General features: G+C 73.0%; 25 protein-coding genes and 2 pseudogenes. 9 read left to right on the top strand and 18 right to left on the bottom strand.

What is annotated here, in order from left to right; translation table 11 throughout:
• The 3 genes from VIW71_RS15665 to VIW71_RS15675 all read right to left on the bottom strand — a co-directional run.
• Positions 1-322 (bottom strand): helix-turn-helix domain-containing protein (locus VIW71_RS15665; protein ID WP_331622888.1); only part of this gene is annotated, 322 nt, incomplete at its 3' end.
• 254 nt (positions 323-576) lie between these two features.
• Positions 577-1,380, bottom strand: a complete 804-nt coding sequence (locus VIW71_RS15670; RefSeq protein ID WP_331622889.1) for a hypothetical protein — start codon at positions 1,378-1,380, stop codon at positions 577-579.
• On the bottom strand, positions 1,380-2,642 hold the full coding sequence (locus tag VIW71_RS15675; protein ID WP_331622890.1) for a VWA domain-containing protein: 1,263 nt from the start codon (positions 2,640-2,642) through the stop codon (positions 1,380-1,382). Before VIW71_RS15675 ends, VIW71_RS15670 begins: the two co-directional genes overlap by 1 nt.
• A gap of 309 nt (positions 2,643-2,951) precedes the next feature.
• On the opposite strand from VIW71_RS15675, the gene rfbB reads away from it, so the two are divergent.
• Positions 2,952-3,941 (top strand): dTDP-glucose 4,6-dehydratase, encoded by a 990-nt coding sequence (rfbB, locus tag VIW71_RS15680; RefSeq protein ID WP_331622892.1) that lies wholly within the window; start codon positions 2,952-2,954, stop codon positions 3,939-3,941.
• 217 nt (positions 3,942-4,158) lie between these two features.
• Positions 4,159-4,662: a hypothetical protein gene (locus VIW71_RS15685; RefSeq protein ID WP_331622893.1), complete on the top strand. Its 504-nt coding sequence runs from the start codon at positions 4,159-4,161 to the stop codon at positions 4,660-4,662.
• Positions 4,663-4,734: 72 nt separating this feature from the next.
• Here the strand turns inward: VIW71_RS15685 and VIW71_RS15690 are convergent, their stop codons facing one another.
• The 3 genes from VIW71_RS15690 to VIW71_RS15700 form a co-directional block, all read right to left on the bottom strand.
• Positions 4,735-5,556: a VOC family protein gene (locus VIW71_RS15690; RefSeq protein WP_331622894.1), complete on the bottom strand. Its 822-nt coding sequence runs from the start codon at positions 5,554-5,556 to the stop codon at positions 4,735-4,737.
• Positions 5,557-5,824: 268 nt separating this feature from the next.
• Positions 5,825-6,316 carry a peptidylprolyl isomerase gene (locus VIW71_RS15695; RefSeq protein ID WP_331622895.1) on the bottom strand — a complete coding sequence of 164 codons (492 nt, stop codon included), beginning with the start codon at positions 6,314-6,316 and terminating at the stop codon, positions 5,825-5,827.
• Between the two features lie 59 nt (positions 6,317-6,375).
• Positions 6,376-6,693, bottom strand: coding sequence for a DUF6204 family protein (locus VIW71_RS15700; RefSeq protein ID WP_331622896.1), 318 nt, complete (start codon positions 6,691-6,693; stop codon positions 6,376-6,378).
• Between the two features lie 469 nt (positions 6,694-7,162).
• On the opposite strand from VIW71_RS15700, the gene VIW71_RS15705 reads away from it, so the two are divergent.
• The gene (locus VIW71_RS15705) at positions 7,163-7,573 is read left to right on the top strand and encodes a DUF2795 domain-containing protein (RefSeq protein WP_331622897.1); all 411 of its coding nucleotides are present in this window, start codon (positions 7,163-7,165) and stop codon (positions 7,571-7,573) included.
• A 225-nt stretch (positions 7,574-7,798) separates the two neighbouring features.
• Here VIW71_RS15705 and VIW71_RS15710 read toward each other — a convergent pair whose 3' ends face one another.
• The 3 genes from VIW71_RS15710 to VIW71_RS15720 form a co-directional block, all read right to left on the bottom strand.
• On the bottom strand, positions 7,799-8,152 hold the full coding sequence (locus VIW71_RS15710; RefSeq protein ID WP_331622898.1) for a VOC family protein: 354 nt from the start codon (positions 8,150-8,152) through the stop codon (positions 7,799-7,801).
• Positions 8,153-8,193: 41 nt separating this feature from the next.
• Complete coding sequence (locus tag VIW71_RS15715; protein WP_331622899.1) at positions 8,194-9,018, bottom strand: aldo/keto reductase; 825 nt, start codon at positions 9,016-9,018, stop codon at positions 8,194-8,196.
• Positions 9,019-9,174: 156 nt separating this feature from the next.
• The gene (locus VIW71_RS15720) at positions 9,175-10,395 is read right to left on the bottom strand and encodes an MFS transporter (RefSeq protein ID WP_331622900.1); all 1,221 of its coding nucleotides are present in this window, start codon (positions 10,393-10,395) and stop codon (positions 9,175-9,177) included.
• A 145-nt stretch (positions 10,396-10,540) separates the two neighbouring features.
• On the opposite strand from VIW71_RS15720, the gene VIW71_RS15725 reads away from it, so the two are divergent.
• The 4 genes from VIW71_RS15725 to VIW71_RS15740 all read left to right on the top strand — a co-directional run bounded on the left by VIW71_RS15725 (position 10,541) and on the right by VIW71_RS15740 (position 15,079).
• Positions 10,541-11,005, top strand: coding sequence for a MarR family winged helix-turn-helix transcriptional regulator (locus tag VIW71_RS15725; RefSeq protein ID WP_331622901.1), 465 nt, complete (start codon positions 10,541-10,543; stop codon positions 11,003-11,005).
• Between the two features lie 184 nt (positions 11,006-11,189).
• Positions 11,190-11,855 (top strand): NAD(P)-dependent oxidoreductase, encoded by a 666-nt coding sequence (locus tag VIW71_RS15730; RefSeq protein ID WP_331622902.1) that lies wholly within the window; start codon positions 11,190-11,192, stop codon positions 11,853-11,855.
• Positions 11,856-11,981: 126 nt separating this feature from the next.
• Positions 11,982-12,725 (top strand): HAD family hydrolase, encoded by a 744-nt coding sequence (locus VIW71_RS15735; RefSeq protein WP_331622903.1) that lies wholly within the window; start codon positions 11,982-11,984, stop codon positions 12,723-12,725.
• The gene (locus tag VIW71_RS15740) at positions 12,722-15,079 is read left to right on the top strand and encodes a glycoside hydrolase family 65 protein (RefSeq protein WP_331622904.1); all 2,358 of its coding nucleotides are present in this window, start codon (positions 12,722-12,724) and stop codon (positions 15,077-15,079) included. The genes VIW71_RS15735 and VIW71_RS15740 overlap by 4 nt, the downstream gene beginning before the upstream one ends.
• Before the next feature lie 233 nt (positions 15,080-15,312).
• Here the strand turns inward: VIW71_RS15740 and VIW71_RS15745 are convergent.
• Both VIW71_RS15745 and VIW71_RS15750 read right to left on the bottom strand, forming a co-directional pair.
• Positions 15,313-15,519 (bottom strand): annotated as a pseudogene (locus tag VIW71_RS15745) (molybdopterin cofactor-binding domain-containing protein); the annotation flags it as partial.
• Between the two features lie 63 nt (positions 15,520-15,582).
• Positions 15,583-15,753: a hydrophobic protein gene (locus VIW71_RS15750; protein ID WP_331622905.1), complete on the bottom strand. Its 171-nt coding sequence runs from the start codon at positions 15,751-15,753 to the stop codon at positions 15,583-15,585.
• A 325-nt stretch (positions 15,754-16,078) separates the two neighbouring features.
• On the opposite strand from VIW71_RS15750, the gene VIW71_RS15755 reads away from it, so the two are divergent.
• Positions 16,079-16,837, top strand: coding sequence for a 3-keto-5-aminohexanoate cleavage protein (locus VIW71_RS15755; RefSeq protein ID WP_331622906.1), 759 nt, complete (start codon positions 16,079-16,081; stop codon positions 16,835-16,837).
• A gap of 66 nt (positions 16,838-16,903) precedes the next feature.
• Here VIW71_RS15755 and VIW71_RS15760 read toward each other — a convergent pair whose 3' ends face one another.
• The 7 genes and pseudogenes from VIW71_RS15760 to gndA form a co-directional block, all read right to left on the bottom strand.
• Entirely contained in the window at positions 16,904-17,950 is a 1,047-nt protein-coding gene (locus tag VIW71_RS15760) for a PHP domain-containing protein (RefSeq protein WP_331622907.1), read from the bottom strand.
• A 91-nt stretch (positions 17,951-18,041) separates the two neighbouring features.
• Positions 18,042-18,875 (bottom strand): GH25 family lysozyme, encoded by an 834-nt coding sequence (locus tag VIW71_RS15765; protein ID WP_331622908.1) that lies wholly within the window; start codon positions 18,873-18,875, stop codon positions 18,042-18,044.
• A gap of 85 nt (positions 18,876-18,960) precedes the next feature.
• Positions 18,961-19,575, bottom strand: a complete 615-nt coding sequence (locus VIW71_RS15770) for a DUF4232 domain-containing protein (protein ID WP_331622909.1) — start codon at positions 19,573-19,575, stop codon at positions 18,961-18,963.
• A gap of 240 nt (positions 19,576-19,815) precedes the next feature.
• Positions 19,816-21,363: an FAD-dependent oxidoreductase gene (locus tag VIW71_RS15775; protein WP_331622910.1), complete on the bottom strand. Its 1,548-nt coding sequence runs from the start codon at positions 21,361-21,363 to the stop codon at positions 19,816-19,818.
• Between the two features lie 103 nt (positions 21,364-21,466).
• The gene (locus tag VIW71_RS15780; RefSeq protein WP_331622912.1) at positions 21,467-21,634 is read right to left on the bottom strand and encodes a hypothetical protein; all 168 of its coding nucleotides are present in this window, start codon (positions 21,632-21,634) and stop codon (positions 21,467-21,469) included.
• 61 nt (positions 21,635-21,695) lie between these two features.
• Positions 21,696-22,056, bottom strand: a pseudogene (locus VIW71_RS15785) (PRC-barrel domain containing protein).
• Positions 22,057-22,139: 83 nt separating this feature from the next.
• The gene (gene gndA / locus VIW71_RS15790) at positions 22,140-23,582 is read right to left on the bottom strand and encodes an NADP-dependent phosphogluconate dehydrogenase (protein WP_331622913.1); all 1,443 of its coding nucleotides are present in this window, start codon (positions 23,580-23,582) and stop codon (positions 22,140-22,142) included.
• Between the two features lie 219 nt (positions 23,583-23,801).
• Here gndA and VIW71_RS15795 point away from each other — a divergent pair, with 219 nt between their 5' ends.
• Positions 23,802-24,677: a chaplin gene (locus tag VIW71_RS15795; RefSeq protein ID WP_331622938.1), complete on the top strand. Its 876-nt coding sequence runs from the start codon at positions 23,802-23,804 to the stop codon at positions 24,675-24,677.
• The last annotated feature ends 189 nt before the right edge of the window (positions 24,678-24,866 follow it).

The raw sequence follows: 24,866 nt of genomic DNA on the forward strand, positions 1-24,866 counted from the left end.
GGGCTTCGGCGGTACGGTCCGGCGCGGCCGCCGCGAACGCCTCCGGCACCTCGGCCACCTCGGCCTCGGAGGCCGCCGGGTAGCGGGCGGCCCATCCCTCCAGCAGCCGCTTGTACGCCTGCAGACGCGGCGGGCGCGGCATCGTCCGGCCGGTCTCCCAGCCGTTCACCGTCTCCCGCCCCACATGCAGCGCCGCCGCCACATCCTCCTGAACCAGCCCGGCCGCCTTCCGCAGCCGCTTCCGCTCATCCGGCGGCGGCAGCAGCGGCCCCTGCTCCAGCAGCGCGTCCACCGACGCGAACAGCTCGTCCTCCGTGGGCATCAGCTCGACCTCCGCCCCGCACCCTAGCCGAACCTCACTCCTGACTTCACATTCAACACAACATCACACGCCACATGTCCTGACTCCACGAATGGCCCACCGGCGTCCGGCCTCACTGGCTGCCCTGTGTCATCGAAGCCTCAGTGTCGCCACTGACGAGTGGTGACCAGCAGGTTCGTGCCACCGAGGTCGGAGCGGCCGGCGTTGCCGGGCGTCAGCCCCGCGGCGCGCACGGGGAAGCCCCGGCCGCGTCCTCAGTTCACGTGGCCTGCCCGGCCGTCCGAACCCGGACCGCCCCGGGCGATCGGGCCACGGGCCAGCCGGTGCGCGCCGATCGCGGCGAGGGCCGCGAGGAGGCCGCCGCCGCCCGTCCACAGCCAGCGGGCAGACCACCAGGTGCCGGCCCATCCGCCGGAGGGGGCGACCGCCGCGGACGCCGCGGGCACCACCGGCTCCACCGAGCCGTCCACCGCCTGACGGCCACCCGTGCCGGACGAGGAGACCTTGACCGCCGCCTGGACGGGCTGCCCCAGATCAGCGGGGGGAAGGCCCAGGACGGTCAGACGTATGTAATACGCGCCCCGCAGCGGATCGTTCGACCACGGCTCCGCCCACGCACGAACCGTACGCAGTTTGCAGGACAGCGAGACCGACGTGGCGTCAGCCGGGACCGTACGGGTCTGCGCACCGAACCGGCAGGCCTGCCGTCGCCGCAGGCCGTCATAGACATCGACCTGCCACGTGGACGGGCCGTGCCGCATCACGGACTCCGGGAAGGTCACCGTCGCCTCGACGTTGACGTGCTGGCCGGTGTCCGCCGGGAACACCCAGTACAGGTAGTCGCCCGCCGAGCCACTGGCCGTAGCCTGCTGGCCCTGGCGCACAGCCACCGCGGTACGGAAACCGGTACCCGCCTCCGTCGGCGCCGCACCGCCCTCGGCGGTCGCCGAGGCACTGGGCGTGGTACTCGGATCATCCGCCACCGCCGGACCGGACAGGGCGGCCAGGGCCGCGACCGCCAGAACGGCGGCGGCAGGCAGCACTCGCAGTGCGCGCATCAGCGGGACCTCTCCGTGGTCAGGAGCCAGCGGGCGATCCAGCCCGAGAACAGACCGGCCACCACGCCGGTCACCAGCAGCAGACCCAGCAGCCACCAGCCGCGCCCGAGTCCGCGGAAAGCCACGTCCGAGGGCTGGTCGGGGCTCTGCACCAGGTCGATCGAGAGCTCGACCGGCAGCCCCGGTGTGACCTTGACCGACGCCGGCGCGGAGAAGGAGTTCCCGACCTCGATACACACCGTCTCCGGCGGAGTGCCGGAGTCCGCGGAAGGCTTCGGATAACGGATGCCTGCCGAAACCGCATCCGTGCGGCCGGTGCCGCCCTCGTCGTCGCGCACGATCTCCCGCCCGTGCAGCGTGACGCCCCGCAGCAGCACGCCGTAATCGGCGTTGACGGCGCGGTCGGCGAAGACACTGACCGAGGCGCGCAGCTCCTGCCCCGGCCGCACGGCGACCCGGTACCAGCGGTTCTGCGAGAACGTCTCCCGGTCGGTGTACACACCCGCCCCGAGCAGCGGCGCTCCCGTACAGGCCGCGGTACCGCGGGTGGCCACCGGCGTCACCACGGTGTCCGTGCTGCGGTCCACCAACTGCTTCACCCGGGAACTGAGCTGCTGCTGATGCTGGATCGTGGTGTACGTGCCACCCGTCGCCTCCGCTATACAGGTGAGCTGGTCGCGGGTCGACGCGTCCGGGATGAGGCCCAGCGTGTCGATGACCAGGTGCACACCGCGAGCGGCGATCTCCCGCGCCACCTCGCACGGGTCGAGGGGCTGGCAGGTGTCCTCGCCGTCGGTGATCAGAACCAGGCGCCGGGTCCCGTCGCCGCCCTCGAGGTCGTCGGCCGCCGCGAGCAGCGCCGGACCGATCGGCGTCCACCCCGTCGGCACCAGCGTCGCCACCGCCGTCTTCGCCTCGGTACGGTCCAGCGGGCCGACCGGGTAGAGCTGACGGGTGTCCTTGCAGCCGGTCCTGCGGTCATTGCCCCGGTAGTCCGCGCCGAGCGTGCGTATGCCCAACTGCACGCCCTGCGGCACGGAATCCAGCACGTCGTCGAAGGCCTGCTTGGCCGCGGACATACGGGACTGGCCGTCGATGTCCCGGGCCCGCATCGAACCGCTCACGTCGAGGACCAGCTCGACCTTGGGCGCCGCATGCGCCGCCGGTTCGTCCGCCCAGGCCGTCGCGGGCGCGAGACCGCAGGCCGCGGCGGCGAGCAGGCCACCGCCGAGTCCTGCGGCCATTAGCTTTCTAAAGATCATCGGCGGATCGTAGTGAAGATCCAGCCGAATGCGGAATCGTGCTGGTCAGGGGCGCGACGGGCGAACGACTCGCCTCGATGCCCTTGTGGCCGTGCGGAGTTGACGGGGCGTTCGCCCGGTGCGGACCTGGTGCCGCGTCAGGTGCGCCCGTCAGCCCGTCAGGGAGCGGCGTCCGGTGCGGTGCGTGTCAAGGCGCCGCACCGGCCTCGCAGCGGGCCTGATCGGTCGGTGCGGCAACGCCGCGAGGCGCCGTGCCGGGCGTCGCGACAGGGCACACCCCGGCTGACGCGGGACTAGCATGTCGGTGCCATGCGACTACTCGTCACCGGTGGCGCCGGCTTCGTCGGATCGCAGTTCGTCAGGGCGACACTCCTGGGCGAGCTGCCCTCGGGCACGGACACCCGGGTCACGGTCCTGGACAGCCTGACGTACGCGGGCAACGAGGCGAACCTCGGGCCGGTCACCGGCCATCCGGGCCTCAGGTTCGTCCGCGGCGACATCCGCGACCGCGAGGTGGTGGACGCGGTGGCGGCCGGTCAGGACGCCGTGGTGCACTTCGCGGCCGAGTCACACGTGGACCGCTCCGTCGTGGACGCCTCGCCGTTCGTGAGTACGAACGTGCTGGGCACGCAGGTGCTGCTGGACGCGGCACGGCGGCACCGGGTGGGCCGGTTCGCGCACGTGTCGACCGACGAGGTGTACGGCTCGGTCGCCGAGGGTTCGTGGACGGAGAGTTCGCCGCTCGCGCCCAGTTCCCCGTACGCGGCGTCGAAGGCGGCCTCCGACCTGATGGTGCTGGCGTACCACCGCACCCACGGGATGGACGTCACCGTCACCCGCTGCTCGAACACCTACGGTCCGTACCACTTCCCGGAGAAGATGATCCCGCTGTTCGTCACCAACCTGCTCGACGGCCGCACGGTGCCGCTCTACGGCGACGGGCGCAACGTCCGCGACTGGCTGCATGTCTCCGACCACTGCCGGGGCGTCGATCTGGTGCTGCGCCGCGGCCGGGCCGGTGAGGTCTACCACGTCGGCGGCGGCACGGAGCTGTCCAACCGCGAGCTGACCGGGCGGCTGCTCGCGGCGTGCGGCGCCGGCTGGGACAGCGTGGTGCGCGTCGCGGACCGCAAAGGGCACGATCTGCGTTACTCGCTGAGCGTCGCCAAGATCCGCGAGGAGCTGGGGTACGAGCCGCTGACCGGTTTCGACGCGGGACTGGCCGGCACGGTGGCCTGGTACCGGGACAACCGCGACTGGTGGGAGCCTCTGAAGGCGAGGGCGGGGCTGCCGACCTGACGCGACGGCTGGTCACCAGGGGGACGACCGCGCCGCGATGACCGCCCGCTGGAGCCCGCGGGATCCGTGGCACATCCCCCTCGGCCACCCACCGAGGCCGATTCACGACGGATCCGGATCGTCGGCGCGTCGCTACCATGTCGCTGCTCCCGCTCAGTTCACCCCACGCCGTACGCGGCCGGGATCGGCCGCGTACCGCCAGTCCGGAGGGAGAAACATGCGCAACAGGAAGCAGCGGGTACGGGTGTCCAGGACGGTCGCGGCGCTCGCGCTGGGGGCAGGGTCGTTCGGACTGTCGGGGGTGACGGCCGCCGGGGCGAGCGCGGCGCCCGTCGCACCCCACCAGTGGTTCGTCGGTCAGGTGGGCGGGGTGTCGGCCAACGCCACCATCAAGGTCGGCTGCTTCGGCCCGGCGACGCCGGGCCAGACCGGGCACCCGATCGCCGGCCAGTACGTGTCGGTGGCGCCGGCCGTGACGGTGACCTCGCCCGAGGTCGGCTACACCGGCGAGGCCGCGGACCGCGTGGTCGTGGACTTCGGCAGCGGCACGTCGACCGGGACCGCCGCCGTGCTGAAGGAGTACGGGGTGAGGGCGGCGATCCCGACCACGATCGACCTGCCCTGCCTCGGCACCGGCAGGGTGCTGTTCATACCGGTTCCGACGAGCACGACGGCGCGTGCGGCGGCGGTCACGGTGACGTACGTCAACGTGGGCGTCTGACCGGGAACCGGATATCGGAGACCGGGGCCCGGACGACACCGGGCCCGGTCGCGTACGGGGTCGCCGGACCGGTCAGGTTCCGGCGGCCTCGGTGCGGCCGAGGACGGTGAACAGGCCGCCGTCCGGGTCGCGCAGGTCCGCGTAGGGGCCGGAGGGGGTGCTGCCCCGGTCCAGCACGGTGCCGCCCAGGGCGCGGGCGGTGTACCCGCACGCGTCCACGTCGGCGACCCGGAACTGGACGTTCCAGTGCGGGCGCAGGGCGGGGTCGGGGGCCGCCTCGACCGCTCCGGAGACGAGCCGGGCCACGACGCTGCCGCGGCTGCGTACCACGACCTCGTCGTTCTCGTACGCCACCGAGCAGGCGTCGGGGCGGTCGTCGGCCCACTCCAGTACGCCGCCGTAGAAGATGGCCGCCTCGAAGGCGTCCCGGGTGCGCAGCCGTACCACGACCGGGCCCTCGTCGTGCCAGGTCTGCCAGCCGCCCGGCATCCTGCCGTCCCAGACACCGAACACCGCGCCGTCGCGATCCGCGGCGACCAGCGCGCGGCCGGAGGCGAAGGCCATGGGGCCCAGGGCGACGGTCCCGGAGCGCTCTCTGATCCGGGCGGCGGCCTCGTCGGCCTGCGTGACCGCGAAGTACGGCGTCCAGGCCACGGCGACCTGGAGCTCGGAGGCGACGGCGGCGACACCGGCGACGGGCCGGCCCTCGCTGAGCGCCACGGCGAACCGCTCGCCGAGCGTGGTGGCCCGGAACTCCCAGCCGAGCACGGAGCCGTAGAACTTCTCCGACGCCTCGAGACCGCGCGACGCCAGGGTGACCCAGCACGGCGCCCCTCGGGCGACGTCCCTGGTAGTGGCGGACCGCGTCTCGGTCGGCTGCTGTGGCTCGGTCATGTCGTACACCGTCTCAATGGTTCGTACAGCCGCGGTACCCGGCAGGTCGCGCCCCTCGCTTTCCCCGTCGCCGGTCGATCATGCTTGCCACAGGGGTGAGCCGGGCACGTCCGCGACCGCGTACCGGCCTCGCTGAACTGTTGCTCCGCAGGTCCGGGGGCTACGGGTGACGGCGGCTCCCGGCCGGAGGACCGGCCGGGAGCCGCCTGAGCGGAACGGAGGCTCCCCGTCCCGGCCGGCAGGGGGACGGGAGCCGCTGCCGGGGGTACTACGCGACGGTGCCGGACGCGGCGATGACGACCTTCGCGCTGGGACGGCCGCTCTGCGCGCCCTTGCTCTCGATCAGCTTGACGATGTCCTCGCCCTCGACCACCTCGCCGAAGACCACGTGCTTGCCGTCCAGCCACGCGGTCTTGACGGTGGTCACGAAGAACTGCGAGCCGTTGGTGTGGGGCCCGGCGTTGGCCATCGACAGCAGGAACGGCCGGTCGTGCTTGAGCTCGAAGTTCTCGTCGGCGAACTTCGCCCCGAAGATGCTCTTGCCGCCGGTGCCGTCGCCGCGGGTGAAGTCCCCGCCCTGGAGCATGAACTCCGGGATGATCCGGTGGAAGGCCGAGCCCTCGTAGCCGAAGCCGTGCTCACCGGTGGCCAGCTCGCGGAAGTTCCGCGCCGTCTCCGGGACCACGTCGTCGAAGAGGCGGAAGACGATCCGCCCGGCGGGCGCACCGTCGATGGCGATGTCGAAGTACACGTTGTCCATGAGTCCATCCTGGCACCCCCGCGCACCGCCCGCGGACCCCGGGGGCGGTGCGCGGGGGTTCAGTCCGCGTCGATGCCGGTGATCACCGGCTGGCCCAGCGGCGCGGACCGCGGGGTGTACCCGGCGGCGCGCAGGGCCTCGGCGGCGAGGTCGCGGGCGGCCTCCTCCGCGTGCGCGGTCGTGTCGGCTGCCACTTCGAGGCGGAGGCTGAACGCGCTCGTGCCGTCGTAGACGGTGAGGATGCCCAGCTCCTCGGCCTCGCCGAAGTCGGTGCCCTGCGGATCGACCGGGCGCAGCGCCCTGACCAGCGCCTCACGGGCCTGGGCGGTCGGGGCGTCCAGAAACGTGCCCGGCACGGTGACGACATAGGTGGTCATGTGAATCACACCTGCCCAGTGGGACACCGGCAAACCTCCCGGTGTCGGCCGTCGGGGGGACCCGCCGCCCGGAATGCGTCCGGGCGGCGGTCGTACTACGACGCGTGCCGCTCTGCCCGGCGGCCGTCGTCCGCCGGGCAGGGCGCCTGCGGTCGCGTGCGGCGACCTTCCGCAGGTGTGTGAGTCGGCGCCCCTGCCGACGCACCGGTGCGTGGCGCTCACCGGTACGATGTGCCCCTTTCGCCGGAGCGCCTTCCACCAGCCGAGGGGGTGCGGATGGACGGTGTCCATCCGGGTGTCGTCGACGTCGAACAGCACAGCTGCGTTCTTCTCCGGTTTCCCGGTCACCGGCGCTTCACGCGTTGGTGACCCGCGGGTACCCGGGTCTGGTGCGTACACACCCGTTTCGGGCCGTACCGGTCGGGTACGCGCGGGTCACGTCGAGCACCACAAGGGAGGCCACAGCCCTATGACCGACCAGGGAAGCAACAAGACGGGCTTCGCCCGCGACGACGAGCTGAAGAAGGAGATGCAGGGCGAGCTGAAGGCGAACCGTGCTGTGCGGGCCCAGGAGGACCGCGAGCCGCAGCCTTCCGGCGAGGACCAGCCCTTCGCCGAGGCCGGCACGTCCGTCCCGGAGCCGGCGGCACCGTCCGGCATGACACCCGAGGGCGTCACCGTCCGCAGCGACCTGGCCAGGCATCTCGAACGCACCATCTACCCAGCCCGCAGGGCCGCCCTGCTGAGCGCCCTGCACCGCCACCAGGCGCCGGAGGCCCTGTTGGAGCGCGTCGCGGCCCTGCCTCCGGACGAGCACTACCCGAACGTCCAGGCGGTGGTCCGGGCCCTCGGCTACGGCGTCGAGAACCGCAGGGTCTGAGTCGCGGGGAAACGACATGCCCGGCCCGGACGCGGTCCCGCGTCCGGGCCGGGCATGTCCGGGGTGCGCGAGGGCATCCCCAAGCCCGGCCGGTGATCCGCCGCGCCCTCGCCGTCTGCACTGGGCGCGGGCGGCCCTTGCGTCGGCGGCCTGGGCGTGTGAGCGTACGGCCGGGACCCGGCCGCACGCGGGTGTACTGGACCGGAGGCGGCGTGAGCCCGCGCCTCACCGGCGGCGGGAGCTGAGGACGCAGAACTCGTTGCCCTCGGGGTCCGCGAGCACCACCCAGGAGCTGTCGCCCTGGCCGACGTCCGCGTGGTGGGCGCCGAGCGCGAGCAGGCGGGCGACCTCGGCGGACTGGTCGTCGGGGCGGAAGTCCAGGTGCAGGCGGTTCTTGACCACCTTGCCGTCGGACACGGGCACGAAGACGAGGCCGGGGAGACGGTCGGGGGCCGCGCGGATCTCGTACTCGTCGGGCTCCTCGGTGACCGGGACCCAGCCGAGCGCGTCGGCCCACCAGCGGCCCAGCGCGGCCGGATCGGCCGCATCCACCACGGTCTGCTCCCATTGCAAGGCCATGCCCGCGAGAGTAGCGCGGGCATGGTCTCGGCAGCGGTCGATCAGTTGAACGTGTCGGGGTCGGGGCCGATGCGCAGACCCTGGTCGAGCGTCGCGATCGCGTCCAGGTCGGCGTCGGTGAGCTCGAAGCCGAAAAGGTCGAAGTTCTCCCGGATGCGGGCCGGAGTCACGGACTTGGGGATGACCACGTTGCCGATCTGGAGGTGCCAGCGCAGCACCACCTGGGCGGGGGTGCGGCCGAGCCGCGCGGCGATGCCGGTCAGCACCGGGTCGTTCAGCACCGCGCCCTGCGCCAGCGGGCTCCACGCCTGGGTGGCGATCCCGTGCTCGGCGTGGAAGGCGCGCAGTTCCTTCTGCTGGAGGCCGGGGTGGAGCTCGACCTGGTTGAGCACCGGAACCACGTCGGTCTCGTCGAACAGCCGCGTCAGGTGCGCGGGCTGGAAGTTGGACACGCCGATGGACCGGGTACGGCCGTCGGCGAGCAGCTTCTCGAACGCGCGCCAGGTGTCGACGTAGAGGTCACGGGCCGGGGTCGGCCAGTGGATGAGGTACAGGTCCACGTAGTCCAGGCCGAGCCTGTCCAGCGACGCGTCGAAGGCCGCGAGCGTGGAGTCGTACCCCTGGTGGGTGTTCCACAGTTTGGTGGTGATGAACACCTCCTCGCGCGGCAGTCCGGAGGCGGCGAGCGCGCTGCCGACGCCGGCCTCGTTGCCGTAGGCCGCGGCGGTGTCGATGCTGCGGTAACCGGCCTCCAGGGCGGACCGCACGGCAGCGGCGGTCTGGTCGTGGGGCACCTGGAAGACGCCGAAGCCGAGCTGCGGGGTGGTCAGGCCGTTGTTGAGGGTCAGGTCGGGAACGGTGCTCATGAGGTCCTTCTTTTCGTGCAGTATGTGCCGGGGTGCGGCACGGACCTGCGGGTTTGCGGGCAGGTCCGGTGGGTGTTCCAGGTACGGTACGCGGTCGGTCGCCGCGGCTCTGCTCCGCGTACGGTGCGGGCTCGCGGGGCGCCTCGGCGCTCGGTGTCAGTCCCGGCCGGCCGCGACCCGGGCGGGGGCCTCCTCGGGGGCGGACACGGCGGGGGCGGGGCCGGGCCGCGCGTCGTCGCGCCGCTCCAGCCTGCCGGAGACGACGGCGAGGACCAGTGCGGAGGCGGCGAGCGCGCCGCCCACCCAGTTCGGCGAGGTGTAGCCGAGGCCGGCCGAGATGACCAGGCCGCCGAGCCAGGCGGCCAGCGCGTTGCCGAGGTTGAACGCGCCGATGTTCACGGCCGAGGCGAGCGTCGGGGCACCGGACGCCTGGTCGAGTACCCGCTTCTGCAGCGGCGGTACGGTCGCGAAGCCCAGCGCGCCGATCAGGAAGATGGTGGCCGCCGCGGAGACCTTGTTGTGCGCGGTGAGGGTGAACAGCATCAGCACGGCGGCGAGCGAGCCGAGCGCGGTGCACAGCATCGGCATCAGCCCGCGGTCGGCGAACCTGCCGCCGGCCAGGTTGCCGGCCACCATGCCCACGCCGAACAGGACCAGCAGCCAGGTGACCGACCCCTCGGCGTACCCGGCGACATCGGTCATCATCGGCGCGATGTAGGTGACGGCGGCGAACACCCCGCCGAAGCCGAGCACGGTCATCGCCATGGCGAGGATCACCTGGACATTGCGGAAGGCGGCCACTTCGTGCCGCAGGCGGACGCCTTCCGGCCTGGGCATCTCCGGGACCAGCCGGGCGACGCCGAGCAGACCGAGCACGCCGAGGGCGGCGACGGCCACGAAGGTGGTCCGCCAGCCCGCGCCCTGCCCGACGAAGGTCCCGAGCGGCACACCGACCACGTTCGCGACGGTCAGCCCGGTGAACATCATCGCGATGGCGCCGGCCTTCTTCTCGGGGGCGACCAGACCGGCCGCGACCACCGAGCCGATACCGAAGAACGCGCCGTGCGCGAGCGAGGCGATCACCCGGCCGACCAGCATGACCGCGAAGACCGGGGCGAGGGCGGAGACGAGGTTGCCGACGATGAACAGGCCCATCAGCAGCATCAGCATGCGCCTGCGGGACACCTTGGTGCCGAGCACCGTCATGAGCGGGGCGCCCGCCACGACACCGAGCGCGTAGCCGGTGACCAGGTAGCCCGCCGTGGGGACGGAGACCCCGAAGCCGTCGGCGACCTGCGGCAGCAGGCCCAGGATGACGAATTCGGTGGTGCCGATCCCGAAGGCCCCGATGGCGAGGGCCAGGAGCGCGAGAGGCATGGGAATACCCTTCCAGATGGATGCGGTAGCGCCTTACGGGCGTTCACAATAATTGCAAACGCCGTTTAATTGCAAACGCGCTATACTGGTCCCGCGTACCGGGGCACCGACGGCCCGGGCGCGGGACCGCCCCTAGGAGGGACCGATGACCGCTACGGACCCGGCACTGACCGCCCTGGCCGACAGTTGGTGCGCCCTGTCCGTACTGCACGGGCGAATCGAGGCCCACGTCGAGCGGGCGCTGCAGACCGGACACGACCTGAGCGTGCGCGAGTACTCGCTGCTGGACGTGCTCAGCAGGCAGCACGACGGCGAGGGGGGCCACCTGCAGATGAAGCAGGTCGCCGACGCCGTCGTGCTCAGCCAGTCCGCGACCACCCGGCTGGTGACCCGGCTCGAGGAGCGCGACCTGCTGTCGCGCTACCTGTGCCCCACCGACCGGCGCGGCATCTACACCGACGTCACCGCGGCCGGCCTGGCCCTGCTCGAGGCGGCCCGGCCGACGAACAACCGCGCCCTGCGCGAGGCGCTCGACCTCGCGGCCCTCGACCCGCAACTGGCCCCGCTGGTCAGGGCGGTCGAGGAGACGCGCGGCCCGGTCGGCGTCTGACGGCGCCCGCGATCCGGGCCCGGACCGCGGGCGCGTCGGCGTCGTGGTGCGGGTCGTGGGCGGACCTGGCACCCACCGGCCTCCGCCGCGGCCCGGCGCGCCGCCCTGCCGCGCAGAGGTGGCGCCCGGGCGCCGGGGCCGCGAGGGTGGAAGGGGGCCCGGGTGGTGCGGCGAGGAGGACAGTGTGAGGATCCTGGTTCTCGGGGCGAACGGCGCCACCGGCCGGCTGATCGTCGCGCAGGCGCTCGACGCGGGCCACGAGGTGACCGCGTTCGTGCGCGCCGCGGCGAAGGCCCCGGCCCCGCGCCCGGGGCTGCGGGTCGTGATCGGCGAGGTGACGTCCGGTCAGTCCGGTCAGTCCGGTCAGTCCGGTCACAACACAGTCACCGCCGCGGTGACCGGGCAGGACGCCGTGATCAGCGCGCTCGGCAGCGAGCGCAGCCTGAAGGGTCTGCTCGCGCCCACCGTGATCCGCGAGGCCACTGCGCTCGTCGTCCGCGCGATGGAGCAGGCCGGGGTGGGCCGGCTGGTGTTCCTGTCCGCGTTCGGCGTCGGCGACACCGCCCGGCGGGCGCCCGCCCCGCTCAGGCTGATGTACGGGGTGTTTCTCGGGCGGGTCTTCGCGGACAAGTCCGCCGGCGAGCGGGTTCTGCGCGCCAGCCGGCTGGAGTGGACGCTGGTCTACCCGGTGATGCTCACCAACGGCCCCCGCACCCGCGGCTACCGGCACGGCGAGAACCTGCAGCCGACAGGCCTGGCGAAGGTCTCCCGCGCGGACGTCGCCGACTTCATGCTGCGGGAGACCGCGGAGCGGGAGTACGTGCGCAAGACCGTGGTCGTCGCGGGCTGAACCCGCGTGAGAAGGATGCGGACCTCACGGCGGACAGCGAGGCACACCGGCCCGGCGTTCGGCGAGTCGGGCGGACTTCGGCACCGGGGAGCATGCGGCTCGGGCCGGACGGGCACAAGGTGCGGCATGACGGAGATCGGCCTGCCCAGCGGTGTGCGTGCCTGCCTGTTCGACCTCGACGGCGTTCTTACCCCGACGGCGCGGGTGCACGCCGCGGCCTGGAAAGAGGTGTTCGACGAGTTCCTGCGCCGCCGCGAGGGCCCCGACTGCCGGCCGTTCGACCCGGTCACCGACTACGACGCCCACGTGGACGGCCGGCCGCGGGCGGAGGGGGTGCGGGCCTTCCTGGCCTCGCGTGACATCGAACTGCCCGAGGGCGAGGAGGACGACCCGCCGGACGCCGAGACCGTGCACGGGCTGGGCAACCGCAAGAACCTGCTGGTGGTGGAGAAGATCCGCACGCAGGGCGTACGGCCGTATCCGGGGTCGGTGCGGTACCTCGAGGCGGTCCGGGACGCGGGGCTGCGCACCGCGTGTGTCTCCTCCAGCGCCAACGCCCGGGCCGTTCTGGTGTCGGCCGGGATCGAGCCGCTGGTCGACGTGCGGATCGACGGCCTGGTCGGCCGGGAGCGGGGGCTGCGCGGGAAGCCGCAGCCCGACACGTTCCTTGCCGCCGCGCACGACCTGGGCGTCGCGCCGGAACAGGCGGCGGTGTTCGAGGATGCGCTGGTCGGGGTGGACGCGGGCCGCGCCGGGCGCTTCGGGTACGTGGTCGGGGTGGACCGGGTGGGGCAGGCCGAGGAGCTGCGCCGGCACGGCGCGGACACGGTCGTCACCGACCTGTCCGAACTGGTGGGGGTGACGGCGTGATCACCGACCCGGCGTTCACCGTCTCGCCCTGGGCGCTGTTCGAGTGCGAGCTGAACCTGGACCTGCTGCCGCAGAGCGAATCGGTGTTCGCCCTGTCCAACGGGCACATCGGCTGGCGCGGCAACCTCGACGAGGGCGAGCCGTACGGGTTGCCCGGCTCGTACCTCAACGGCCTGTACGAGCTGCACCCGCTGCCGTACGCGGAGGCCGGCTACGGCTATCCGGAGTCCGGGCAGACGGTCATCAACGTCACCAACGGCAAGCTGATCCGGCTGCTGGTCGACGACGAGCCGTTCGACCTGCGCTACGGCACGATCCGCTTCCACGAACGGGAGCTGGACCTGCGGGCCGGGGTGCTGCGGCGCACCTGCGAGTGGGTGTCGCCGGCCGGGCGGGCGGTGCGGGTCCGGTCGACCCGGATGGTCTCCTTCCGGCAGCGCGCCGTCGCCGCGATCGCGTACGAGGTGGAACCGCTGGACGGGCAGGTGCGACTGGTGGTGCAGTCGGAGCTGGCCGCCAACGAGGAACTGCCGGTCACTCCCGGCGACCCCCGGGTGGCCGCCGCGCTGCTGTCGCCGCTGCGCGCCGAGGAGCACTTCGCCGACGGCACCCGGCTGCGGCTGATCCACTCCACCACCCGCAGCCGGCTGCGGGTGGCGGCCGCCGCCGACCACCGGGTCAGCGGGCCCGGCGGGACCCAGATCTCCGCGGAGTCCAACGACGACGTCAGCCGGCTGACCGTCACCTCCGTGGTGGAGTCCGGGCAGCGGCTGCGGCTGGAGAAGTTCGTCGCCTACGGCTGGTCGGCCGCCCGTTCGCTGCCGGCGCTGCGCGACCAGGCCGACGCCGCCCTGGTCGGCGCCCGCGACACCGGCTGGACCGGCCTGCTGGACCAGCAGCGCGCCTACCTCGACGACTTCTGGGAGCGGGCGGACGTCGAGGTGGACGGTGACACCGAGATCCAGCAGGCGGTGCGGTTCGCTCTCTTCCACGTCCTGCAGGCCGGTGCCCGGGCCGAGGAGCGGGCCATCCCGGCCAAGGGGCTGACCGGCTCCGGCTACGACGGCCACACCTTCTGGGACGCCGACACGGTGGTGCTGCCGCTGTTGTCGTTCACCGCGCCGCGGGCCGCCGCCGAGGTGCTGCGCTGGCGGTACAACACACTGCCGGCCGCTCGCGACCGCGCGCGCCAGCTGGGCTTCGACGGGGCCGCGTTCCCCTGGCGGACCATCAACGGCGACGAGGCGTCGGGATACTGGCCGGCCGGTACCGCGGCCGTCCACATCAACGCCGACATCGCGGACGCGGTCGTGCGGTACGTCGCGATCACCGGCGACGACGCCTTCGAGCGGGACACCGGCCTGGACATCCTGGTCGAGACCGCCCGGCTGTGGCGCTCGCTGGGCCACCACGACCACGCCGGGGCGTTCCACATCGACGGCGTCACGGGACCCGACGAGTACAACGCGCTCAGCGACGACAACGCGTACACCAACCTGATGGCGCAGGCCAACCTGGTGGCCGCCGCGGACGCCGCCGAGCGCCATCCCCGGCACGCGGAGGCGCTCGGCGTCACCGACGAGGAGACCGCGGCCTGGCGGGACGCGGCGGCGGCGACGGCCCTGCCGTACAACGACGACCTCGGGGTGCACGAGCAGTCCGAGGGCTTCACCCGCCACCAGAGGTGGGACTTCTCCAGAACCGACCCCGCGCACTATCCGCTGCTGCTGCACTACCCGTACTTCGACCTGTACCGCAAACAGGTGATCAAGCAGGCGGACCTGGTGCTGGCGATGTACCTGCGCGGCGACGCGTTCACCGCGGAGCAGAAGGCGCGCGACTTCGCGTACTACGAGCCGCTGACCGTCCGCGACTCGTCGCTGTCCGCCTACTGCCAGTCGGTGATCGCCGCCGAGGTCGGCCATCTGCAGCTCGCCTACGACTACCTCGGCGAGTCCGCGCTGATCGATCTGGAGGACCGGCAGAACAACGCGCGCGACGGCCTGCACATCGCGGCGCTGGCCGGCACGTGGACGGCGATCGTCGCTGGTCTGGGCGGGATGCGGATGTTCGAACGCGAAACGCTCCACTTCGCGCCGCGGCTGCCCGAGACGCTCAGCAGGATCGCCTTCCGGCTGACGTTCCGGGGGCGCCGGCTGCATGTCGAGGTGCTCCGGAACTCGGCGACGTACACGCTGGCGGACGGCGAGCCGCTGGAGATCCTGCACTACGAGAAGCCGTTCACGCTGACCACCGCGAAGCCCGTGGTCCGGCCCCTGCCGAGGATCGAGCACCGCCCGCAGCCCACCCAGCCACCGGGCCGGGCACCGCTGCGCCGGCAGCACCTGAGCTGAGCCCGGCGCCGCCGGGCGGGTGCGGGTGCCAGATCAGTGCCGGCCGCGGCGCTCGAACAGCGCGTACAGGAAGACGACCCAGGCGTGTCCTTGCGACGGCCGTCCCGGTGGAGGGCGCATCCCACGATCACACGCTGCTTCCTTCCGCGCTCGGCGGGCCTGGGTGATCCTTTCTCCTGCCCGGGGCGCGCCGCCCTCGTCGCGGCCGGTGGCGGGCCGTCAGGCCCGGCGTACGTGCGGGGGTTGAGGATGCGGCCGGCCGCGTACACGCCGAGCAGCCGCCGCACCCGCACCTCCCCGGTCACCGTGTCCACGCCGGCCTCGGCGAAGTGCGCGCCGGTCTTCCCGAGGAAGGAGGGCGGGGTGATCAAGGTCCTGTCCGAGCCGCGGGGCGACGCCGGGGGGCGACGCGCGCGGGGGCCGGAGCGCGGCTTCGACACCGCCGACGCGGCCCGCCGGCGAAGCGCCCTGGATCAGCTGAACGGGCGTCGTGAGGCGCGGAGCTACCGGCGGTGCCAGCGACCGTGGCCGCTTCCGGTGCCCGTGCCGCGGACGAGGAAGCCGAGCAGCCAGATGACGAGCGCGGCGATGGCGATCCACCACAGCACCTTCACGGCGAATCCGAGTCCGAACAGGATCAGGGCGAGCAGCAGCACAACCAGAAGTGGAACCATGACGACCGACCTCCTGACCAGCACTTGCCCCTTTGTGAATAACTCATGCAAGGGAAAACCGGGACAGAACTTCGCAAGTCCGGGTGAACTCCGCTCAGCGGGTAGGCGAAGCCCATGAACGACGACAGAATCCGACATGTGATACGGGACCTGCCGCCGGTGGTCGAGACCCCCGACCTTCCCGGCGCGGGCGGACCACGGCGCGAACGGCGCGCGGCCGAACGGCGTAAACCGCCGGCGGGTGCGCGCCGTCCGGCGGACGCCACGAGACGCGACGACCGCCGCTGAGGGGTACGCCCGCCCGCGGACTGCGATGATCACGGTCATGCTGCAGGTATGCCTCAACGGCGCGAGAGACCGGTCCGTGTGCGAACGGCTGCCGGTGACACCGCAGGAACTCGGCGACGCCGCCTCCGAAGCGGTCGCGGCCGGCGCGCGGGCCATCCACATCCACCCCAAGGACGACGGCGGCGCGGACACCATGGAGCCCGTCTTCGTCGACGCGGCGGTCGCGTCGGTACGCGCCTCGGCACCCGGCATCCCCATCGGGGTGACGACCGGCGCCTGGACCGAACCTGACGCCCGGCGGCGTGCCGCACTCGTACGCTCCTGGTCCGTCCTGCCCGACCACGCCTCGGTGAACTGGCACGAGGAGGGCACCGAGGACGTCGCCACCGCCCTGCTGGAGACCGGTGTCGGCATCGAGGCGGGCGTCTTCTCCGGCACGGACGCGATCGCGCGGCTACGGGCCTGGCCGCACGCGCACCGCGTGCTGCGGGTCCTCGCCGAGGTCGCCGACACCGACCCGCGGACCGCGCCGGTCACCGCCGACCACCTCCTGGCGGAGCTGGACGCGGCGGACGGCCAGGGGCGCGGCGCCCGGCGGCCGGTGCTGCTGCACGGCGTGGACGGCGCCGCCTGGGCGGTGCTGCGGATGGCGGTCGCCCGCGGACTCGACGCCCGGATCGGCCTTGAGGACGTGCTGCTGCTGCCGGACGGCACACCGGCCCCGGACAACGCGGCGCTGGTGTCGGCCGCGCGCGAGGTGATGCGGGAGGTCGCGCGGGAGCGGGCCGCCGGCTGAACGCCGGGGGACGAAGGTGCCGGTCGGACGTTTCGGACGGCCGGGTGCGCCGGGCGGCGGGGGAGCTCAGCGGCCCGCGTCCGGGTCGCCGGGCGGGATGTCGCGGGTCCGGGTCCAGGTCAGGACCTGCTCGGCCGTCCAGGTCGTGACGATCCGTCCGGCCGGGATGCCGGCCTCCTCGGCGCGGGCGCAGCCGTGGATCTGCCAGTCGAGTTCGCCGGGGGCGTGGGCGTCGCTGTCGACGGAGAAGAGGGTGCCGGTGTCCCGGGCGAGACGGAGCAGGCGGCGCGGGGGGTCGAGCCGGTCGGGCCTGCTGTTGATCTCCACGGCGGTGCCGGATTCCACGCAGGCGGCGAAGACCTGTTCGGCGTCGAAGGCGGACTCGGGGCGCTCCCGCCCGCCGCCGATCTTCCGGTTCGTACAGTGCCCGAGCACGTCGACCAGTGGGTTGCGCACCGCGGCCAGCAGCCGGGCGGTGAAGTCGGGGGCGGGCATCCGCAGCTCGGAGTGGGCCGAGGCCACCACCACGTCGAGGCGGTCGAGCAGCTCGTCCTCCTGGTCGAGCGAACCGTCCGGCAGGATGTCGCACTCGATGCCGGTGAGCAGCCGGAAGGGCGCGAGGCGGCTGTTCAGCCCGGCGACCACGTCGAGTTGGGCGCGCAGCCGGTCCGCGGACAGGCCGCGGGCGATGGTCAGCCGCGGCGAGTGGTCACTGAGGACGGCCCATTCGTGGCCGAGGCTCTGGGCGGTCAGCGCCATCGTGTCGACGGAGCCGGCGCCGTCGGACCAGTCGGAGTGCAGGTGGCAGTCGCCGCGCAGCAGGGCTCGAAGCGCCTGGCCGCCGTCGGCGAGCGGGGTGCGCGCCTGCTCCTCCTGGGCGGCCAGATAGCCGGGGACACGGCCGGCGCTCGCTTCGGCGATGACCCTGCCGGTGGTCCCGCCGATGCCCTTGAGGTCGGTGAACCGGCCGGTACGCGCCCGCTCTTCCCGTTCCTCTTCCGGCAGCGACGCCAGTGCCTCGGCGGCACGCCGGAAGGCCCTGACGCGGTAGGCGGGGGCCTGGGCGCGTTCCAGGAGGAACGCGATCCGCTCCAGCGCCTCGATCGGATCCATGGTCAGCGCTGTTCCCGGTCGCGGCCCTCCCTAACGGTGGGACGGCCGTACGTCACCCGCCGGCCGTAATCCGGACCGGCCGGCGCCGCCCTCACACGTTCGGCACCCGCAGCGCGTCCCACGTCTCCTTCCCCGGCGGCCATTTCAGCGCGTCCCCGCTCCAGCCCTTGTGGTGCTCGGCGTTGTACGTGCGCTGCCAGGCCTCGTACGAGGCCACGTCCCCGGAGCCGATGACGTCCTTGTTGGCGCTGCTGCGGTAGCGGTTGCAGCCCACCGCGACCAGTCGGTCGTGCATGGCCGCCACAATGGGCGAGCGCCGGCCCATGACGAACCAGCCGGTGCCCGGGAACGGCTCGTAGCGTGGCGGCTGGACGCCCTGGCCCGCCCATGACGCCAGAGCGGCCCTGTCGGTGAAGGCGCCGACGTTGCGGTCGACGCCTCCGGCCTCGCTGTACTGGTGGAACCGCCAGGAGTGCTCGATCCGGGGGTGGCCCGCCGCGGCGTTCGGGTCGGCGATCCACAGGCCGTCGCCGGCGTACGAGGTGTGGTCGCGGTTCAGCCAGAAGTCCCGGTTGCAGTAGAGCAGCACCCGGTGGCCGGCGGCCACCGACCGTACGTGCTTGATCCAGGCGTCCTTCTCGGCGCCCGAAACACCGGGATCCTCCCAGTCGAACGCCAGGATGTCCCCGGCCTTGGGCGCGGCGTGCTTGAGGAAGTACGCGGCCTGTGCGGTCATCGAGCCGGGCCGGGCGAAATGGTAGTGGCCGACGACGAGCGAGTGCGCCCTGCCGTGGGCGACCTGGCCGGCGTGCCGGGGATTGACGTACGAGGTGCCCTCCGTGGCCTTCACGATCACGAAGCCGAGGCCCGCGGTGCTGTATTCGGTGTTCTGGTGCGAGGAGACGTCGATTCCCTTGACGGTCATGGGGTCCTTCCGCGGGCTGCGCCGGCGTACGGCGAGACGGTGTTCCGGGGCCGGAGGGATCCCGGCCCGGGCGCGTGCGAACCGGTCAGTGCACGGCGCCGACATCGAAGGTGTCGCCGCAGACGAGCGGGCTGGAGGTGGCGAGGGTCATGGCGTCGGTGGACCCGGGCGGGTACACCTTCAGAAGCGTGGGCTCGCGCCAGCAACTGTTGCCCTTCACACCGCGGTTGAGGCTGTGAAGATCGGCCTGCACGGTCTCGCCGGGGTCGACCCGTACGGGCGTGCCCCTGGGGCCCTCGCGGTCGGCTGGGCGCCCTATGACGCTGCCGTCGCCGCGCAGCAGCGAGACTCCGGGGAAACCGTTGAGGACGCACGGATGACCGCTGGCGTTGGTGAACCGCAGCGGGTAGTAGATGTTGCCCGCGCCCGGGTCGCCGCGGCCGAGCCGCATCCGCAGATCGGTCACCGTACAGCGCGGGGAGCCGGTACGGGCGGTGGACGCCGGCGGCTGGGGCGTCGCGGACGGCGTCGCCGGCGGTGCCGGGGTCGTAGCCCGGGGGGAGGCGGCCGGGGGCGCCGGGCTGCCGGTGGTGGGCGACGGGGCGGCCGTGCCGGACGTGGTCGTCGCCGGGGCGGGCGGCGTACCGGAGGCGGACCCGGAGGAGGACGCGCCGCAGCCGGCGACGGTCAGTAGCGCCACGGACACGACGGCGAGCCCTGTCCGGCGGCGGCGCGGTGACCGGGACCCGGTGCGCACAGACGAAGTACCCATGTTCTTCCGCTGCTCATCGCGCAGCCGTTTCGAACCTCACGGGCGGTGATTGTTGCCGTATCCGCACATTCGGCGCCTCGGATGTCGAACCCGCGCCCGACGGCCGAACCGCCGTACCCGTTTCTCCGCCTGCTCGAAGGCCCGTCGTCCTGCTCGGGGCCGGTCGGCTCACTCCACCGTGCGCGGCTCCAGCGGCCGTACGGCCGGACCGTGCACCACCGCGCCGTCCACCCCGAACCGGGAGCCGTGGCAGGGGCAGTCCCAGGTCCGCTCGGCGTCGTTGAACGCGACCAGGCACCCCAGGTGCGTGCAGCGCGCGGAGACCGCGTGCGCGGTGCCGTCCTCGTCGCGGTAGACGGCGCACCGCCGCCCGCCGATCCGGACGATCGCGCCGGTGCCGGGGCCGATGCCGGACAGGTCGTCGACGTGGGTGGTACGCAGCCGGTCGCCGATGAAGTGCTGCGCCACCTCGGCCTGCTGTTTGAGCAGGGTGGGCGCCTCCTTGAGCACGGACCACAGGCGGCGCGGGTCGTAGAGCCCCGCCCACTCGGGGGCACGGCCGGCGATGAGTTCGCTGAGCAGGCGGCCCGCCATGGCGCCGCCGGTCATGCCCCAGCCGCCGAACCCGGCGGCGACATAGGCGTGGCGGGCGGCGGGGTGCAGGGGCCCGACCATCGCGACCTTGTCGCTGGGGTCGTTGTCCTGCGCGGCCCAGTGGTAGGCGGTCTCGGCGACCGGGAAGTACTCGCGCATCCATGCGTCCAGGACGCGGAACCGCTCGGCCACGCCGCCCGTGCCCGGAGTGAATTCCTCCCCGGTGACGATGAGCAGCCGCCGGCCGTCGGGGAGCGGGGCGGTGCGCACCGAGCGCTTGCCGTCCCCTTCGGTGATGTACATGCCGTGCGGGTCTGCGCCGGCGTCGATGGGTGCGGCGACCACCAGTTCCCGGCGCGGCGAGAGGCGGGTGAAGAGCATCGCCCGGTCGAAGACCGGGTAGTGGGTGGCCACCACGACGTCCCGCGCGGCCACCGTGGCGCCCGATTCGGTGCGGAGCCGGCAGGGCTCGCCCTCGCTGAGCGCCGTCACCCGGGTCCGTTCGTACACCGTCGCGCCGCGGGCTGCCAGGTCGGTGGCGAGTCCCAGCAGGTAGGCCCGCGGGTGGAACTGGGCCTGGTCGGCGACGCGGACCGCGCCCGCCACGGTGAAGGGCAGCTCGGTCTCCTCGACGTACTCCGCGTTCAGACCGGCGTCGCGGGCCGCTCGCGCCTCGGCGCGCAGTTCGGACCGGGCGGCGGGGTCGCGGGAGTACGTGATCGCGGGCCGGATCTCCAGGTCGCAGGGCAGGTCGAGTTCGGCGGCGACCGCGGCGATGCGTTCCATCGCGTCGGTGTGCGAGGCGGCGTAGAGCCTGGCGGCCTCGGCGCCCTGCTTGCGGCGCAGCCGGTCGTAGATCAGGGTGTGCTGCGCGGTGACCTTCGCGGTGGTGTACCCGCTGACGCCCGCGGCGATCCGGTCGGCTTCGAGCACGACCACGGAGCGGCCGGTGCGGGCCGCCTCCCAGGCGGTGCTCAGTCCCGCGACACCGCCGCCGATGACGGCCAGGTCCACGGTGCGGTCGCCGGTCAGGTCGTCGGTGAGCGGGGCGAAGCGGGTGGCGTCGGTGCTGTGCATCCAGTACGACTCGTCGGCGCCGGGCAGTTCCGCGTGGTTCGGCATGCCTGACCGGTTTCCCCTCGGCGCCGCGGGCACGCCGCTCCGCGCCGAATTGGCCCCGAATGGACCGGTGGCGGAGTCGCTCGGCCCGCGGTGTCCGCGCGCCTCACCTGACGGGGCGGCGGCGCAGGTGCCGCAGCCGGAGGAACCCGAGGAGGAGGTCCGCGACGAAGATCACCACAGCGATGGCCAGCAGCCAGCCGAGACCGTCGGCGACCGCACCGATCAGGCCGAGCACCATCGCCACGATGATCACGAAGAGAAACAGGGTCATCGTTTCCGGCTTTCTTTCGGGCTGCTCCGTCGAACCGGTGCGGTGCGGTGCGGCTGCGCCGTCAGCGGCGGGCGAGTCGGCGTACCCCGTCCGCCCCGGGCGCGTACGCCATGCCGTAGTGCTGGAAGATCGCCTCCTCGTCCTCGGCCGGGAGGACATCGTCCGTTCCGATCGAGGGGGCCGACTTCACCAGCGACTCGGTGTACGGCACCCGTACGTGGCCCGGTCCCGCGGTCACCTCGCCGACCGGCACGAACACCGGCCGGTGACGGGTGGGCGGTCCGGTGCGGACGGTGGCCGTCGCGGGCCGGTCCGTACCGGTCGGTGTCCACATGGACCGGCAGCAGGACACCGGTCCTGTGGCCGTCCTCGCCGACCACGTCGTGGTCGCGCCACTCGCGGAGATCAGCCGGGTGGATCATCGCCTGACCTCTTGGAACGCCCGGGGTGGCAGGGCCGGTGTCCCGTACTGTCCGTCTGCCCCGCTCGTGCGGCCGTACGCCCGTCATCCGGTGCTCACCTCGGAGCGGTCGCCTCCCCAGAGGGTGTGGAAGGTGCCGTCGCGGTCGGTGCGGCGGTAGGTGTGCGCGCCGAAGAAGTCGCGCTGGCCCTGCGTGAGCGCAGCGGGCAGCCGCACTGCGCGCAGCGCGTCGTAGTACGCGAGGGCGGCGGAGAAGCCGGGCACCGGGACGCCGTGCGCGACGGCGGCGCTCACCACCGCCCGCCAGTCGTCCTGGGCGCCGCCGATCTCCTCGGCGAACTTCGGGTCTGACAGCAGGCTCGGCAGGTCGGGCCGGCCGTCGTAGGCGGCGGTGATGCGGTCGAGGAAGGCGGCCCTGATGATGCAGCCGCCGCGCCAGATGGACGCGACCGCGCCGAGGTCGATGTCCCAGCCGTAGGTGTCACTGCCGGCCTGGATCTGGTGGAAGCCCTGCGTGTACGAGACGATCTTCGAGGCGTACAACGCCTGTTCGACCTGGTCGGCGAAGCCGGCGGCCCGCTCTCCGACCAGCGCGGTGCCGCGCGGGCCCGGCAGGTCGCGGGCGGCGGCGCGCAGTTCCGCGTGACCGGACAGCGAGCGGGCGAAGACCGCCTCGGCGATGCCGGAGACCGGGACGCCGAGGTCGAGGGCGACCTGTACGGCCCAGCGGCCGGTGCCCTTCTGCTCGGCCCGGTCGGCGACGACGTCCACGAAGGGCTTGCCGGTCGCCGCGTCGGTGTGCGCCAGCACTTCGGCGGTGATCTCGATGAGGTACGAGTCCAGGCGGCCGGTGTGCCAGGTGCGGAAGGTGTCCGCGATCCGCTCCGGGGAGTACCCGGCGACCGCGCGCAGCAGATGGTACGCCTCGGCGATCAACTGCATGTCGGCGTACTCGATGCCGTTGTGCACCATCTTCACGAAGTGCCCGGCGCCGTCCGGGCCGACGTGGGTGGTGCAGGGCGTGCCGTCCTTCGCCTCGGCGGCGATCCGCTCCAGCATCGGGCCGAGCGACGCGTACGATTCGGCGGAGCCGCCGGGCATGACGGACGGTCCGGCCAGCGCCCCCTCCTCGCCGCCGGAGATGCCGGTGCCGACGAAGTGGATGCCCCGCTCGCGCAGTTCCCGCTCGCGGCGCCGGGTGTCCTCGAAGTGGGCGTTGCCGCCGTCGATGACGATGTCGCCGGGTTCCAGCAGCGGGGCGAACTCGCGGATCACCGCGTCGGTCGGCTCCCCTGCCTTCACCATGATCATCAGGCGCCTGGGCCGTTTCAGGGCGGTGACGAAGTCCTCGGCCGACTCGGCCGGGACGAACGCGCCTTCGCCGCCGTGGCTGTCGACCAGCGCGGTCGTCCGGGCGGCGGTGCGGTTGTGCAGGGCCACGGTGAAGCCGTTGCGTGCGAAGTTCCGGGCGAGGTTACTGCCCATCACCGCCAGCCCGGTGACTCCGATGTCGGCCGATCCGCTCATGCGCTGCTCCTTGGAATGTCCATGGTGCCGCTTTGTCCAGATTGTCCGAACGGCACAGTGTCCGCCATTCGCCTGCCCTCGTACGGGTGACTTACAAGCGCGCCACTGCCCGACGCGAGCCCGACCGTCGAACGCTGAGTGACCGGACCGGCAGTCCGACAACCACACAAGGACCGTCGGCGAATGTTCACTCGTATCGAAGGAGCAACTGTGAAGCGCATGCGCAAGGGCGCCGTGGTGGCAGCCATGGCCGGCGGGTTCGTCCTCGCCGGAGGCGGCGTCGCCGCCGCCGACTCCGGGGCCTTCGGAGTCACCTCCGGTTCATCCGGCCTGCTCTCGGGCAATGCCGTCCAGATCCCGTTCAACCTCCCGATCAACGCCTGCGGCAACGACCTGGGCCTGCTCGGCCTGCTGACCCCGACGTTCGGCAACACCTGCCTGACTGCGTCCGTCCCCGGGACGGGCGCCACCGGGCTGGGCGCAGCCACCGACGCGGCCACCGGTACGACGACTGACGCGGCCACCACTGGCACAACCACCGGCGCGACCACCGGCGCAGCCACCGACGGTGGCACTGGCGCCACCGTCGGGGCCCAGGGCGGCCAGGGCGCCCAAGGCGGCCAGGGCGCGCAGGGAGCCCAGGGCGGCCAGGGCGGTCAGGGCGCGCAGGGAGCCCAGGGCGGTCAGGGCGGCCAAGGCGGTCAGGGTGGCCAGGGAGCGCAGGCGGGCCAGGCCGGCGGCCAGAGCAGCCAGGCCGGCGGCCAGGGTGGCCAGGGCGGTCAGGGAGCCCAGGCGGGCCAGAACGGCCGAGGCGGCCAGGGAGCCCAGGCGAGCGGCGGCAGGACCGGCGTGCGGCACACCGCCACGAGCGACCGGACAGGGCCCAGCCTGGTCCGTCCCGCGGCCCAGTCCTCGGGCGGCACGGCCACCGACTCCGGCCGCCCGGCCGGGCACTCCAACCACTCGGGATCGATCCAGTCCACCGCGCAGGGGACGGACAGCGGGTCCAGCCAGGCCACCGCCCAGGGCCAGAGCAACGCGGCGGACCAGTCGACCGCCAACGGCAACTCCTCGGGCGACGACTGCGAGGACTGAGGACTGGAGATGACGGGCGCCCGGTCGCGGTGCTGGGGGGCGTAGCGCGACCGGGCGCGACCCGACGGCGCGGGGGGAAACGCCGCTGGGCCGGGTCCGGCCGACCTTGTACAACCACCAGCCGGACCTGCCTCCGCATGTCCCTACGAGGAGACACCCTCCGCCTGCCCCCTCCCAGCGGACCCATGC

The organism is Streptomyces sp., from assembly GCF_036524955.1.
Classification (GTDB): Bacteria; Actinomycetota; Actinomycetes; order Streptomycetales; family Streptomycetaceae; genus Actinacidiphila.

What these genes read in the sequence shown, in the direction of transcription:
- VIW71_RS15735 (WP_331622903.1), top strand. Translation starts at nt 11,982, where the DNA reads ATGACGGAGATCGGCCTGCCCAGCGGTGTGCGTGCCTGCCTGTTCGAC.
- VIW71_RS15750 (WP_331622905.1), bottom strand. Translation starts at nt 15,753, where the DNA reads ATGGTTCCACTTCTGGTTGTGCTGCTGCTCGCCCTGATCCTGTTCGGA.
- VIW71_RS15755 (WP_331622906.1), top strand. Translation starts at nt 16,079, where the DNA reads ATGCTGCAGGTATGCCTCAACGGCGCGAGAGACCGGTCCGTGTGCGAA.
- VIW71_RS15710 (WP_331622898.1), bottom strand. Translation starts at nt 8,152, where the DNA reads ATGGCCTTGCAATGGGAGCAGACCGTGGTGGATGCGGCCGATCCGGCC.
- VIW71_RS15685 (WP_331622893.1), top strand. Translation starts at nt 4,159, where the DNA reads ATGCGCAACAGGAAGCAGCGGGTACGGGTGTCCAGGACGGTCGCGGCG.
- rfbB (WP_331622892.1), top strand. Translation starts at nt 2,952, where the DNA reads ATGCGACTACTCGTCACCGGTGGCGCCGGCTTCGTCGGATCGCAGTTC.
- VIW71_RS15795 (WP_331622938.1), top strand. Translation starts at nt 23,802, where the DNA reads ATGCGCAAGGGCGCCGTGGTGGCAGCCATGGCCGGCGGGTTCGTCCTC.
- VIW71_RS15695 (WP_331622895.1), bottom strand. Translation starts at nt 6,316, where the DNA reads ATGGACAACGTGTACTTCGACATCGCCATCGACGGTGCGCCCGCCGGG.
- gndA (WP_331622913.1), bottom strand. Translation starts at nt 23,582, where the DNA reads ATGAGCGGATCGGCCGACATCGGAGTCACCGGGCTGGCGGTGATGGGC.
- VIW71_RS15725 (WP_331622901.1), top strand. Translation starts at nt 10,541, where the DNA reads ATGACCGCTACGGACCCGGCACTGACCGCCCTGGCCGACAGTTGGTGC.
- VIW71_RS15715 (WP_331622899.1), bottom strand. Translation starts at nt 9,018, where the DNA reads ATGAGCACCGTTCCCGACCTGACCCTCAACAACGGCCTGACCACCCCG.
- VIW71_RS15765 (WP_331622908.1), bottom strand. Translation starts at nt 18,875, where the DNA reads ATGACCGTCAAGGGAATCGACGTCTCCTCGCACCAGAACACCGAATAC.
- VIW71_RS15760 (WP_331622907.1), bottom strand. Translation starts at nt 17,950, where the DNA reads ATGGATCCGATCGAGGCGCTGGAGCGGATCGCGTTCCTCCTGGAACGC.
- VIW71_RS15700 (WP_331622896.1), bottom strand. Translation starts at nt 6,693, where the DNA reads ATGACCACCTATGTCGTCACCGTGCCGGGCACGTTTCTGGACGCCCCG.
- VIW71_RS15690 (WP_331622894.1), bottom strand. Translation starts at nt 5,556, where the DNA reads ATGACCGAGCCACAGCAGCCGACCGAGACGCGGTCCGCCACTACCAGG.
- VIW71_RS15780 (WP_331622912.1), bottom strand. Translation starts at nt 21,634, where the DNA reads ATGACCCTGTTTCTCTTCGTGATCATCGTGGCGATGGTGCTCGGCCTG.
- VIW71_RS15705 (WP_331622897.1), top strand. Translation starts at nt 7,163, where the DNA reads ATGACCGACCAGGGAAGCAACAAGACGGGCTTCGCCCGCGACGACGAG.
- VIW71_RS15720 (WP_331622900.1), bottom strand. Translation starts at nt 10,395, where the DNA reads ATGCCTCTCGCGCTCCTGGCCCTCGCCATCGGGGCCTTCGGGATCGGC.
- VIW71_RS15670 (WP_331622889.1), bottom strand. Translation starts at nt 1,380, where the DNA reads ATGCGCGCACTGCGAGTGCTGCCTGCCGCCGCCGTTCTGGCGGTCGCG.
- VIW71_RS15775 (WP_331622910.1), bottom strand. Translation starts at nt 21,363, where the DNA reads ATGCCGAACCACGCGGAACTGCCCGGCGCCGACGAGTCGTACTGGATG.
- VIW71_RS15675 (WP_331622890.1), bottom strand. Translation starts at nt 2,642, where the DNA reads ATGATCTTTAGAAAGCTAATGGCCGCAGGACTCGGCGGTGGCCTGCTC.